The 13052-nt window shown below is 38.4% G+C and carries 10 protein-coding genes; 8 read left to right on the top strand and 2 right to left on the bottom strand.

What is annotated here, in order from left to right; translation table 11 throughout:
* The first annotated feature begins 4 nt into the window (after nt 1-4).
* The gene (nuoM, locus tag GWI97_RS15230) at nt 5-1534 is read left to right on the top strand and encodes an NADH-quinone oxidoreductase subunit M (RefSeq protein WP_036935582.1); all 1530 of its coding nucleotides are present in this window, start codon (nt 5-7) and stop codon (nt 1532-1534) included.
* Nucleotides 1535-1540: 6 nt separating this feature from the next.
* On the top strand, nt 1541-3010 hold the full coding sequence (gene nuoN, locus GWI97_RS15225; protein ID WP_036935585.1) for an NADH-quinone oxidoreductase subunit NuoN: 1470 nt from the start codon (nt 1541-1543) through the stop codon (nt 3008-3010).
* A 61-nt stretch (nt 3011-3071) separates the two neighbouring features.
* On the opposite strand, the gene GWI97_RS15220 is transcribed toward nuoN, so the two are convergent.
* Both GWI97_RS15220 and GWI97_RS15215 read right to left on the bottom strand, forming a co-directional pair.
* Complete coding sequence (locus tag GWI97_RS15220; protein WP_036935587.1) at nt 3072-4118, bottom strand: alpha-xenorhabdolysin family binary toxin subunit B; 1047 nt, start codon at nt 4116-4118, stop codon at nt 3072-3074.
* A gap of 15 nt (nt 4119-4133) precedes the next feature.
* Nucleotides 4134-5345, bottom strand: a complete 1212-nt coding sequence (locus tag GWI97_RS15215) for an alpha-xenorhabdolysin family binary toxin subunit A (RefSeq protein ID WP_036935589.1) — start codon at nt 5343-5345, stop codon at nt 4134-4136.
* A 211-nt stretch (nt 5346-5556) separates the two neighbouring features.
* Here GWI97_RS15215 and menF point away from each other — a divergent pair, with 211 nt between their 5' ends.
* The 6 genes from menF (at nt 5557) to menE (ending at nt 12928) form a co-directional block, all read left to right on the top strand.
* A complete protein-coding gene (gene menF, locus GWI97_RS15210) occupies nt 5557-6888 on the top strand; it encodes an isochorismate synthase MenF (protein ID WP_036935591.1) in 1332 nt (443 codons plus the stop codon).
* A 350-nt stretch (nt 6889-7238) separates the two neighbouring features.
* The gene (gene menD, locus GWI97_RS15205) at nt 7239-8933 is read left to right on the top strand and encodes a 2-succinyl-5-enolpyruvyl-6-hydroxy-3-cyclohexene-1-carboxylic-acid synthase (protein WP_036935593.1); all 1695 of its coding nucleotides are present in this window, start codon (nt 7239-7241) and stop codon (nt 8931-8933) included.
* Nucleotides 8908-9675: a 2-succinyl-6-hydroxy-2,4-cyclohexadiene-1-carboxylate synthase gene (gene menH, locus GWI97_RS15200; protein WP_036935595.1), complete on the top strand. Its 768-nt coding sequence runs from the start codon at nt 8908-8910 to the stop codon at nt 9673-9675. The genes menD and menH overlap by 26 nt, the downstream gene beginning before the upstream one ends.
* Nucleotides 9676-9687: 12 nt before the next feature.
* On the top strand, nt 9688-10545 hold the full coding sequence (gene menB / locus GWI97_RS15195; protein WP_036935597.1) for a 1,4-dihydroxy-2-naphthoyl-CoA synthase: 858 nt from the start codon (nt 9688-9690) through the stop codon (nt 10543-10545).
* On the top strand, nt 10545-11516 hold the full coding sequence (gene menC / locus GWI97_RS15190; protein ID WP_087802117.1) for an o-succinylbenzoate synthase: 972 nt from the start codon (nt 10545-10547) through the stop codon (nt 11514-11516). The genes menB and menC overlap by 1 nt, the downstream gene beginning before the upstream one ends.
* Nucleotides 11504-12928: an o-succinylbenzoate--CoA ligase gene (gene menE / locus GWI97_RS15185; protein ID WP_036935600.1), complete on the top strand. Its 1425-nt coding sequence runs from the start codon at nt 11504-11506 to the stop codon at nt 12926-12928. The genes menC and menE overlap by 13 nt, the downstream gene beginning before the upstream one ends.
* The last annotated feature ends 124 nt before the right edge of the window (nt 12929-13052 follow it).

Raw genomic sequence — 13052 nt, 5'->3', positions numbered from 1 at the left:
CGCCATGTTATTACCCTGGCTAATACTTATTCCCTTCATCGGTGGCCTGCTAAGTTGGCAGGCTGAACGAATCGGCTCGCAAGTTCCTCGCTGGGTTGCGTTGCTGACGATGGGATTAACACTCGTTATTTCTGTGCAACTATGGTTGCAGGGCGATTATCAACTACTTAGTGCCGATGGAGCACCACGCTGGACAGAGTATTACTTTGTACCGTGGATCCCTGCGTTAGGGATCAACATTCAATTTGCACTTGATGGTATGTCATTGCTGATGACTGTTTTAACCGCGATTTTAGGTATTTTAGCGGTGCTCTCTTCGTGGGGTGAAAACCAGCCATCACAAGGTGCTTTCCATTTTAACCTGCTGTGGATCTTAGCGGGTGTAATGGGGGTATTTTTAGCGACGGACTTGTTCTTATTCTTCTTCTTTTGGGAAATGATGTTGATCCCAATGTATTTCCTGATTTCTTTATGGGGACACAAAGGAAGTAGCGATAAAGCACATGTTAGTGCAGCAACAAAATTCTTTATTTATACACAGGCAAGTGGCCTGTTAATGTTGCTGGCCATTATCGGTTTAGCGGTCGCTTTCTATAGCAAAACAGGTATTTGGACGTTTAGCTATGACACCTTATTGCAAGCACACACAGTATTAGGTGCTGAACTGCAATTTATTTTGATGTTAGGTTTCTTTGCTGCATTTGCGGTAAAAATGCCAATCGTCCCTGTTCATGGTTGGTTAGCAGATGCACATGCAGAAGCACCAACAGCAGGCTCTGTTGACTTATCCGGTATTTTGCTAAAAACAGCGGCTTACGGTTTATTGCGTTTTAATTTGCCATTATTCCCAGAAGCATCAGCGTTGCTTGCTCCTGTGGCAATGTGGTTAGGTTTAATTACCGTATTTTATGCTGCACTGTTAGCATTTCGTCAGACAGATATTAAACGTCTTGCGGCTTACAGTAGTATTTCTCACATGGGCTTTATCGTGATTGCGATTTATGCTGGCTCTGTATTGGCTTATCAAGGTGCCATCATTCAGATGATCACTAACGGTTTGTCAGCTGCAGGTCTATTTATCATGTGTGGCATGCTGTATGAACGCTTAGGTACGCGTGATATGAATCAAATGGGTGGATTGTGGAAAAGCATTCGTTTCTTACCTGCGTTTTCACTGTTCTTTGCGGTAGCTTCTTTAGGGATGCCAGGAACAGGTAATTTCGTCGGCGAGTTTATGATCCTGTTTGGTACTTATGGCAACTTTAAGCTGATCACCATTATTTCGGTCTTTGGTTTAGTCTTCGCATCTGTTTACGCGTTGTGGATGATGCAACAGGCTTACTACGGTTCACCGAAAACAGCTGAAAGAACCTATAAAGGGTTGGATCTGAGAGAATTCTTTATTCTGATCACGTTGGTGGTTTTACTGGTTATTTTAGGCTTCTTCCCACAACCAGTGTTAGACACCTCAGCATCAGCGATGGAAAATCTCCAGACTTGGTATTCCGCTTCTATTTCAACAGTAAGGCCGTAATTCGCCATGACAATAACTCTTGAACAATTGATCGCAATGCTACCGCTATTAATCGTCGGATTGACGGTGGTGGTTGTAATGCTGTCCATTGCGTGGCGACGCGATCATTTCACCATTGCCACTTTGACAGCAACGGGTTTCATCATTGCGCTGGGATCACTCTATTACGTTAATGCATTAGGTGTAGTGGATGTGACCACGCTTTACCATGTTGATGGATACTCTAGCTTCTTTACTGCACTTGTTATTCTTTCTGGTCTTGGAACTATCGCTTTTGCTTATCCTTGGTTAGAAGGTTATCAAGATAACAAAGAAGAATTTTATTTGCTGATTGCGATTGCCGTAATCGGAGGGATTTTACTCTCTTCAGCTCACCATTTCGCATCGATGTTTATTGGTATCGAATTACTGACATTGCCACTATTTGGTCTTATCGGTTATGCGTTCCAACAACGTCCATCACTGGAAGCGGGTATCAAATACATGCTGCTTTCAGCGGCAGCATCTTCCTTCTTACTGTTTGGTATGGCTCTTCTCTATGCAGAAGCAGGAAACCTCTCCTTTACTGCTATGGGACAAAGCTTAAGTGATAGCAATATCCATAAACCATTAGTGCTTGCAGGCTTAGGCATGATGTTGGTGGGAATTGGGTTTAAATTATCTTTATTCCCATTCCAGTTATGGACACCTGATGTTTATCAAGGTGCACCAGCACCAACAGGGGCATTCTTAGCCACTGCAAGTAAAATTGGTATTTTTGCAGTTGTGATGCGTTTATTCCTAGAAGCGCCAGCGGCGGATAGTGAAACCTTGCGTATGATCTTAGGTTTCATGGCGATTGCCTCTATCTTGTTTGGTAATATTATGGCGTTAACGCAAAAAAGTGTGAAACGTTTACTAGGCTACTCTTCTGTATCCCATCTCGGTTATCTGCTAGTGGCATTAATTGTATTGCAATATAGCCCTATCTTAGCTCAAGAAACGGCTGAGATTTATTTAGCCGGTTACTTGTTTGCAAGTTTAGGGGCATTTGGAGCCATTGCGGTAGCTTCAAGTCCATACCGCGAGCGTGAGATGGATTCATTAGAAGATTACCGTGGATTATTCTGGCGCCGTCCTGCGGTTGCTGTGGTTATGTCACTGATGATGTTATCACTGGCAGGTGTACCAATTACTTTAGGTTTCATTGGTAAACTGTATGTGATTATTGCAGGTATTAACTCAAGCTTATGGTGGTTAACAGGTATGGTCGTGTTAGGTAGTGCGATCGGGTTATTCTACTATTTGCGTGCCGCTGCTATTGTCTTCTTACGTAAACCAGACAATGACAATACGCCTGCAATTGCCACAACATCACAAAATATGGCGACATTTGTTGCATTAATCTGTGCAATTGTTGTTGTCGCATTAGGTGTATGGCCACAACCGCTTATTGAATTGACAAATTTTGCGATTATTGCGCCCGTCGTAAATTAATCGTAATTATAGAAAATTCAAATAATAAAACGGCTCTTTTTATAGAGCCGTTTTTTATGGATTAAATTTCAGTGTTTTTGATTTGACCTTTATTGCCATAATATAAAGTAAAATCATCTAGGAATGGAAAAATAGGGGTAAGAATTTTTTCTGTTAATAATATATTACTTTTTAATTTTGTAAGTTGCGAGTTGATCATTTCCCAATATTTATTTAACAATTCTAACTGTTCAATAAATATCCTTAAAAAAGGATCTATATCGGTTAATTTATAGTAATGCTTTAATGTAAATAATGTATTTTGTTTCTTATTTTTTAATTGATTAAGTTGCTTTATTTGTGAAAGACAGAGCGCAGTGAGTTGATGGCGAGTTTCAACAACTTTAGTGTATGAAAAGCCATGATTTAATGTGGAAAATAACTTATTAAGTATTTCTATTAATGAAGATAAAATACTTTTTTCTTGATTTTCAATGTTAAGTGCTTCAATTTCTGATTTTAAAGGAATAGAACCCTTAAAAAGATCGAAAAAGCTCTGTTTGTTTAAAATATCTTCACTTTTTCGTATGATATTGAGCTCTTGTTTTGTTTTTTCAGCTTCATACTCTAATGTTGAAATATGAGTAGTTAATGTACTGACAAGATTTTCTTTTTCAATAATAAAAGGCATCACTCTATCATTAACAAACTGTGTTTTGAGTTGATTAATCTCTGATAATAGAAATAAATAATGTTTATCAATGATTTTTTTTGTTTCATCAACTTCATTTAGAAAGATATCTAATATCTCTTTTTTTTCCTCTTCTAATTTTATTTTTAAACCGATATCGAGTGAGTCTTTTTTTATTTCATTCTCAATTTCGTTAATTATTTTAAATGTATCATTAAGTAATTTCTGTCTTAGCCTGTTTTTTAAAACAAGTGAGAAATAGATAATGTTCTCTATGTTTTTATTGTTTCTTTCTAAAAATAAAGTTAATTCATTATTAAAGTCGTTATTCATGTAACATTTATTGTTACTTAAGTAAAGAATATTTCGATAAGCATGAAATAATTTTGTATGTTCAAATAGTATTTCAGGTGTTATCTGTTTTTCACTATTATTCATAACAATTTCCTTTTGTTAATTTGATGAATAAAAAGAAGAGAGCGCATTATCAAACGAAGTAAAAATTTCTTTTGAATATCCAATAACCATATACCAAGGTGAAATGATTTTTTCTAAATAAATACTAAATTTAATAAGCTCTAACGCATTGTTTATTTTATTAAAGTTACTTATTGATGCATCTATTTCTGTAATTATGGCTTGCCATACATATTCAATATGTTCAAGTGCTATATTCGTATCTTCTATAAGCTGTTCAATTTCGTCTAATTCAATATAAAGGGAGTTTAAATGAAGGGATAGGTTAGTATAAATATCTATCTCCTTATTAAGACTTTTTACTTTTTCTATTGATTCATTTCTCTTTTTACGTATTTTTTCAGCTTTAGCACCAAAAATCCCCCCTGTAATAATAACGCCAATAATACCGGCCGCAAGCCCTGTAAAAGCAAGGCCAACATAATTTCTATATTCCTCTTTTAATATCTTAATATCTTCAATCAATAAGTCTCTCTCATCAGTAAGAGAGATATTATTACTATTGTAGAATTCATTAATAAGTCTCTTTTTATTAAGTACTTCATGATATATAGAGTGATGTTGTATATTACTACTGTCTTTCCCTCCCATTATTTTACTTCTAAAAGTAGATAAACTATTTTTTATCTTAAGCGTTTTATCTCGTTCAATTTCGATATCTTCTTTCATGCTTTCTAATATATGAATAAGCTGAGTCGAAATCTTTTTATCTTGATCAGTATATTTAATTCCTGCTAATTCTTGATCAGAAAGATCATTTATAATAGTCGAAATTTTAACTAATAATGGCATTTGACTAATGAATGAAATGATATTTTCGCCAGTGAACGTTATTTCTCTACCGATAATTTCTAAATCAATAGCTTGTTGTTTTATTGCATATTCAATTTTATTCCATTCAAAGGCATGTTCTCGTATTCGAACAAAAAGAGACAGAATATTATCAGAGGAGAGTTGTTGTATGCTTATTTCATTGTAACCAATAAAATTGACAACATCTTCTAATTTGTAAGGAAGTGAAAGTGCTTTGTTAATATAAGATTTTATCTTAATCAAATCATGAGAAGTAACAATCCCAGGTAATCGACCATTTTCGATATCTATTCCTAGTATTAAACCGAGTGCAACTTTAGGAATATCGGGCGCTTCGATAATTTTATCTACATGTTCATAGGTGGTTGTATCCATATAACCTCTCTTATGTATAATGATTTTTTATCTATACAGCATTATCTTAGAATGAATTGTTTACTATTTAGGATTTACAGATTAACGCTTCTACTTTGTAACATGAAAAATACAAAACTTTGATAAATGACAAAGGTTATAATTAATCAGCCCTTTGATAATTCGTATAGAGACGTATAATCTCCCTTTTAATTAGTTGTGGGTATTTGGAGTGGAAAAGGTTAATCCTGTGTTTTCGACACTGTACGAAAAAGTTAAAAAAATAGATCTGACAGCACAAGGTAATCTTTTACATTTGAAAGTCACCTTGCCATCAGAGGTTTCGTTTTCATTGCTCTCATGGCTTGCCGCTCAGGTATATTATCCGCAATTTTATTGGCAACACCGTGATGAGCATGAAGAAGTGGCGGCGTGTGGACAATTATGTTGTTTCAATCATATTCAAGACGCTCGCCAATTTTTAGTTACCCATCAGTCGGATATAAATATTGATGATGTGCGTATTTGGGGCTTAAATGCGTGGGATACCATTATTCCTGGTCGCATAGATGAAATAAACGGGGATGATGCTTACCTTTTTTTACCTCGAATTGAAATTAGGCGCCACCAGCAACAACTTTCTATTCATTTAAATCTACTCGGTGAGACAGATAAAAAAGACTCCTTAGATTTTTTGCAAACATTAAATCAATCACAAGATATTGAACCTCTCTCTGTTTCTGTGACGCAAGTTAATCACTCTTTAACGCAAGAGCAGTGGACTCATTATCTTAATATTGCATTGGATGAAATTAGCCAAGGTTTATTTGAAAAAGTGGTGCCAGCAAGGGCGACATGCTTAACATTAGATAACCCGCTTAAAGCCATTCAATTTATGAAAGCAAGTCGTGATGTCAATCATCATTGTTATCACTATATGCTGGCGTTTTCACCTTCAGATGCCTTTATGGGCTCAACCCCCGAAAGATTATATAAGCGTGATGAGTTGATGTTGTATACCGAAGCGTTGGCTGGAACGGTAGCCAGTTCGGATAATGAGCAACAAGCAACGGAGTTTGCTGAGTGGTTGATGAATGACAAAAAAAATCAGCATGAAAATCTGGTTGTGGTTGATGATATTTGTCAACGCTTACAAGGTGGTGTTGAGGGTATTGATGTCTCGCCAGCAGATGTTATTCGCTTACGTAAAGTACAACATCTTCGTCGTTATATTCATGGCAAATTAATCTATTCAGATGATATTGATTGTTTAAAACGATTACAGCCAACCGCTGCGGTATGTGGGTTACCTCGTAGTGTGGCTCGTGCTTTTATTCGTCAACATGAGCCCTTTGAGCGCCGTTGGTATGCGGGTTCTGCGGGGTATTTATCGCTTCCTCATGCAGAATTTGCAGTAAGCTTACGTTGCGGTGAATTGCATGATGATACCTTGACTTTGTATGCTGGTGCGGGAGTTGTGGCAGGCTCTGATCCACAACAAGAGTGGACGGAAATTGAAAATAAAGCTGCAGGTTTACGAACATTGTTAGAAAAAGAAAGTTAATTTTTTACAGAAAATCTCAGTTTGAATAAATAGCATCAGTAATTATCATCATCTTTGATGAGTCGTTTTTTAAAGCCAGTTATTTAGTGCTACTCTGCAAATAACTTCTGCTAGTTGTTAACTAATTGATGCTATTCTTTAACTCTGTAGCGTTATTTATTCTTATTCTTAACGATAAAAAAGAGCGCTTTGATAATAAGGCGGATAATTCGCCTAAATAATGCACTTTTTGAGTGTTTTTTTAACGATTTATTTAACGAAAACTTCTGTTCATTGAACTAGGCTAAGGAAAAGTATTTAGGAACAGATATTATAATAGTCATTGCAGGTTTTCGTTGTTGGGATGATCAATGTCTAATAGTTCGTTTAATCGCCAATGGGCTAAAGTTATACTCGAAGCTTTGACTCGTCATGGTTTACGCCATATCTGTATTGCACCCGGATCACGTTCGACTCCTTTAACACTCGCCGCTGCAGCTAATCAAAAATTAATATGTCATACGCATTTTGATGAACGTGGGCTTGGGCATTTAGCCTTGGGGCTAGCAAAAGCAACGAAAGATCCGGTTGCTGTGATTGTGACATCGGGTACTGCTGTCGCTAATTTATATCCAGCCTTAATTGAAGCAGGATTAACGGGGGAGCGTGTTATCTTTTTAACCGCAGACCGACCACCTGAATTAATTGATTGCGGTGCAAATCAAGCTATCCGTCAGCAAGGGATTTTTGCAACGCACCCTTCACAAACGCTCTCTTTGCCTCGACCGACAACAGATATTTCTGCAAGCTGGTTAGTGTCTACACTTGATAATGCGATGAATATATTGGTTCATGGCGCATTACACGTCAATTGTCCTTTTGCTGAACCTTTATATGGTGATGATATTGAGACATCAACGCCATGGACTGAGGCTTTAGGGGTTTGGTGGCAAACTGATAAACCGTGGTTACAAGAAACGCGGTTTAACGTGGCTTCAACACATCCTCAATGGAATGAGTTACGTCAGAAAAAAGGTGTTGTGATCGCAGGACGTATTAGCCCTGAAGAAGGAGTTGAAGTCGCAAAATGGGCATCACAATTAGGCTGGCCTTTATTAGGTGATGTATTATCACAAACAGGACAACCGTTACCTTGTGTCGATTTATGGTTGAATAATCCACAAGCAAAATCAGAACTGAATAACGCTGAAATCGTAATTCAATTTGGTTCAAGTTTAACCGGTAAACGTTTATTACAATGGCAAGTGGGATGTTCTCCCAACGCTTATTGGATTGTTGACCCTATTCCAGGGCGATTAGATCCCGGCCATCATACAGGGGAAAAATTTACGTTATCACCCATGCAATGGTTAGTCGCACATCCGGCTGTTGACAATTCACCTTGGGCTAACGCATTAATGCATATCGCTACACAAACCTATCAAAAGGTAAGTAAAATAACGAATTATTTTGGTGAAGCACAGGTCGCTCATCAATTAGATAAATTACTTCCTAGTGATGGGCAGTTATTTGTTGGCAATAGTCTGATAGTCAGATTAATTGATGCATTTGCTCGATTACCGCAAGGCTATCCTGTGATGAGTAATCGAGGTGCCAGTGGCATTGATGGTTTGATTTCAACGTCTGCTGGCGTTCACCGCGCAACAAAAAAGCCAACATTAACCATTTTAGGTGATTTATCGGCACTGTATGATCTGAATAGCTTAGCGTTGCATCAACAAGTTTATGCCCCTAATGTGGTTATTGTAGTGAATAATAATGGCGGACAAATATTTTCAATGTTGCCCACGCCAGAGGCAGAGCGAGAACGCTTTTACTGTATGCCTCACTCATTAAATTTCAAACATGCAGCTGCAATGTTTGGCTTGCATTATGTATCACCAACAAGTTGGGAGGCACTGTTAACCACTGTTCAAGAATGTTGGGCAGGGGCACCAACAACCACATTAATTGAATTAATTGTTGATGATACTGATGGCGCAAAAACATTAAATCAGCTTGTAAAACAGGTAACATCTCATGACTTTAGCATGTCAGCGATATAATACCCATAATGAAGGGCCTTGGTTAGTTTGGCTACATGGACTATTAGGTGAAGGTTGTGAATGGGAACCTGTAATTCAGGCTTGCCATGAATATCCATCATTAGTAATAGATTTACCTCGCCATGGTGATTCTGCCTCTATTGGTGCGAGAAACTTTGTTGACGCCAGTGAATTATTGACAGAAACACTTAAAGCACAAGGTATTAATCACTATTGGTTAATTGGTTATTCTTTAGGCGGTAGGATTGCAATGTATCACGCCTGTTTTGGTGATACTTCAGGGCTTATGGGGCTGATTGTTGAAGGGGGTAATCCAGGTTTATATGATGCAACAGAAAGACAAAATCGGATTGCTCATGATAAACGTTGGGCCGAGCGTTTTCGTGATGAACCTATTAGTGATGTATTAACACAATGGTACCAACAACCTGTATTTGCTGATTTAAGTGATGAAAGACGACAATTATTAGTGGAAAAACGTCGCCATAATGCGGGTTTTTGTATTGCGGAAAGTTTAGAGACGCTCTCTTTAGGTCACCAGCCTTGGTTAGTCTCTGAATTACAGCAACTCACCTTGCCGTTTATTTGGCTTTGTGGCGAGAAAGATAAAAAATTTCAAGCGATAGCGCAACAATATTCGCTACCATTAACGACTATCCCGCAAGCTGGTCATAATGCTCATCAGGCTCAGCCTGTAGCTTATGCTGCGGTGATAAATCATGTTTTATCCCTCTTTGGTTAAAGGAACCTAATTATGCTTTACCCGAGCGAAGAAAAGTTATATGCACCGATTGAATGGCTGGATTGTTCTGAAGGTTTTGAAGATATTCTCTACCACAAATCAGTCGATGGTATTGCAAAAATTACGATAAACCGCCCGCAAGTGCGTAATGCTTTCCGTCCTTTGACAGTGAAAGAGATGATCCAAGCATTAGCTGATGCACGTTACGACGATACAATTGGGACTATCATTTTAACGGGGGCCGGTGAAAAAGCATTTTGTGCAGGCGGTGACCAAAAAATTCGTGGGGACTACGGCGGATACCGTGATGATAGCGGTACGCATCACCTGAACGTATTGGATTTCCAACGTCAAATCCGTACTTGCCCGAAACCTGTTGTGGCAATGGTCGCAGGTTATTCTATTGGTGGTGGTCATGTACTTCATATGATGTGTGACTTAACTATCGCGGCAGAAAACGCTATTTTTGGTCAAACTGGCCCTAAAGTAGGTTCTTTTGATGGTGGTTGGGGGGCTTCTTATATGGCCCGTATTGTTGGTCAAAAGAAAGCACGTGAAATTTGGTTCTTATGCCGCCAATATGATGCAAAAGAAGCATTAGAGATGGGTTTGGTTAATACCGTAGTTCCTTATGCCTCTCTTGAAAAAGAAACCGTTCGTTGGTGTCGTGAAATGCTGGAAAACAGCCCAATGGCATTACGTTGCTTGAAAGCAGCATTAAATGCGGATTGTGATGGTCAAGCAGGTCTGCAAGAATTAGCAGGTAATGCAACTATGCTGTTCTATATGACGGATGAAGGTCAAGAAGGTCGCAACGCCTTTAACGAAAAACGTCAACCTGATTTCTCTCGATTTAAACGTAACCCATAATGAGAAACGCCAAACTCTATTCATTCAGCCTACCTGTAGATGCAGGCGTTGTTCTGCGCTATCAAAGGCTAAAAACGCGTGATGGTTTTCTTGTCTGTTTAGAGCAAAATGGCAAACAAGGATGGGGTGAAATTTCACCTCTTCCTGAGTTTAGCCGTGAAACTTTAGAACAAGCACAAGAAGCTACACAATCTTGGTTAACAGCGTGGTGTACGGGGGAAAATCCAGAGCACAGTGAATTGCCAAGCGTGGCTTTTGGTCTAAGTTGCGCATTAGCCGAGCTTGAAGGCACATTGCCACTAGAGGCAAACTATCGCGCGGCACCTTTATGTAATGGCGATCCTGATGATTTGATTTTAAGCCTTAATGATATGGAAGGTGAAAAAGTCGCTAAAATCAAGGTGGGATTATATGAAGCGGTACGTGATGGAATAGTTGTTAACCTGCTATTAGAAGCCATTCCAGACTTAAAATTAAGATTAGATGCGAACAGAAGCTGGACACCAGTCAAAGCAGAAGGATTTGCGAAGTATGTCAACCCTACATGGCGTGATCGCATTGCATTCTTAGAAGAGCCTTGCAAAACACCAGAAGAGTCGCTGGCTTTTTCTCAAGCAACAGGCATTAATATTGCTTGGGATGAAACAGTACGAGATGACGGGTTTGAAATAAAACCACAACCAGGTGTCACTACCATTGTGATAAAACCCACACTGGTGGGAAGCCTTGAACGTTGTCGCTCTTTAGTTGAGCAAGCACATGCTTTAGGGCTTGATGCTATTATTAGTTCAAGCATTGAAAGTAGTTTTGGGCTTACTCAATTAGCAAGAATTGCACAATGGCTAACACCTAATAGTATTCCAGGACTTGATACCGTTGATTTAATTAAGCAACAGCTTATTCGTCCTTGGCCAGATGTGGATATTCCGCTTATCTCTCTTGAACAGCTAGAGACTGTATGGCAACAGTAGTTCAATTTAAACAATGGCCGTGGCATTACTGGGCGAAATGTAGCCCAAATGAGACGGCCATCATTTCAGGTAATTCGCCTATTACATGGCAACAATTAAGTTGTCATATTAATCAGTTAGCGAACCATTTTGCAAAGCAGGGTGTTAATACCCAAAGCACCGTGTTGTTACGTGGAAAAAATCATATCAATCTTGTTTTTATATTACTCGCTATTTTTCAATGTGGTGCGAAAGTTTTACCTCTAAATCCACAACTCCCTAAATCTTTATTGGATGATTTATTGCCCCATTTAAACATTGATTTTTATGCTGATTTGAGTGAATCAATACAGGATCTACAGGCTACCTTGCTTGATATTAATGGTGTTAAGTTTGATAGCAGATCACGCCAGCATAAAAATGAAATTGAGGGGGTATCATGGGTGCCTTCTCGTATGGCGACACTGATCTTGACCTCTGGCTCATCTGGTTTACCTAAAGCAGCAGTACATACGTTTGATGCACATCTTTGCAGTGCTGAAGGTGTTCTATCATTAATGCCTTTTGAAAAAAATGATAGCTGGTTGCTCTCTTTACCTCTATTTCATGTATCTGGGCAAGGTATTTTTTGGCGTTGGTTGTTACGTGGGGCAATGTTAGTGGTACGTGATATGCATCCTTTTGATAAAGCGTTACAAGGTTGCACTCATGCTTCTTTAGTCCCTACACAACTTTGGCGTTTCTTACAAAATAGCGCTCAACAAGATAATCAACAGTCTACTACCTTAAAGTCTGTTTTATTAGGAGGAGCGATGATCCCCATTGAGTTAGCACAAGAAGCAGAGCATCGTGGAATACAGTGTTGGTGTGGTTATGGTATGACAGAAATGGCCTCTACTGTTTGTGCAAAACGCGCTGATGGTAAAGCTGGTGTAGGGCTTCCACTAAAAGGAAAAGACGTTAGGTTAGTTGATGATGAGCTCCAAATATTATCTGACAGCATTGCTTTAGGTTATTGGTTTGATGGTAAATTAAAACCGTTATCACTGACAGTAGATGGTTGGTATTCAACACGAGATAAAGGCGGTTTTATCGCCGATGAATGGTGTGTTTTAGGGCGTTTAGACAATCTTTTTTTCAGTGCTGGTGAAGGTATTCAACCAGAAGATATAGAAAAAATTCTTAATACACATCCCAATGTTAGCCAGTCTTTTGTTGTCCCTATTGATGATGCTGAATTTGGGCAACGCCCTGTTGCTGTTGTCGATGCTAGTATTGAAATAATCAACCAATTACCACAGTGGTATCACTCTCGATTAGCGGGATTTCAACGACCCGTTGCTTGTTTACAACTCCCTGAAAGCCTTAAAAATGGCGGAATTAAAATTTCCCGTAAGCAAGTGCAAGTGTGGGTACAAACACAATTAGGGTAAGAAATTACCCTAACTTACTATAGTTCGCAGTTAATATTATTTATTTTGCTAATAAATCCATCTTCTTATATTTGTATTTTTTTTAAAATATTATTTTATTTTAATTTGTAAAATAAGACTTTCA

The sequence above is a fragment of the Proteus sp. G2300 genome (assembly GCF_009915965.1).
GTDB classification, from domain to species: Bacteria; Pseudomonadota; Gammaproteobacteria; order Enterobacterales; family Enterobacteriaceae; genus Proteus; species Proteus vulgaris.
The sequence above is the reverse complement of the archived record's forward strand: the minus strand, read 5'-3'. Positions and strand labels throughout refer to the sequence as shown.

Excerpts from the sequence above, each read along its gene's own strand:
- nuoN (WP_036935585.1), top strand. The coding sequence starts at position 1,541 with ATGACAATAACTCTTGAACAATTGATCGCAATGCTACCGCTATTAATC.
- GWI97_RS15220 (WP_036935587.1), bottom strand. The coding sequence starts at position 4,118 with ATGAATAATAGTGAAAAACAGATAACACCTGAAATACTATTTGAACAT.
- nuoM (WP_036935582.1), top strand. The coding sequence starts at position 5 with ATGTTATTACCCTGGCTAATACTTATTCCCTTCATCGGTGGCCTGCTA.
- menH (WP_036935595.1), top strand. The coding sequence starts at position 8,908 with ATGACTTTAGCATGTCAGCGATATAATACCCATAATGAAGGGCCTTGG.
- menE (WP_036935600.1), top strand. The coding sequence starts at position 11,504 with ATGGCAACAGTAGTTCAATTTAAACAATGGCCGTGGCATTACTGGGCG.
- GWI97_RS15215 (WP_036935589.1), bottom strand. The coding sequence starts at position 5,345 with ATGGATACAACCACCTATGAACATGTAGATAAAATTATCGAAGCGCCC.
- menB (WP_036935597.1), top strand. The coding sequence starts at position 9,688 with ATGCTTTACCCGAGCGAAGAAAAGTTATATGCACCGATTGAATGGCTG.
- menC (WP_087802117.1), top strand. The coding sequence starts at position 10,545 with ATGAGAAACGCCAAACTCTATTCATTCAGCCTACCTGTAGATGCAGGC.
- menD (WP_036935593.1), top strand. The coding sequence starts at position 7,239 with ATGTCTAATAGTTCGTTTAATCGCCAATGGGCTAAAGTTATACTCGAA.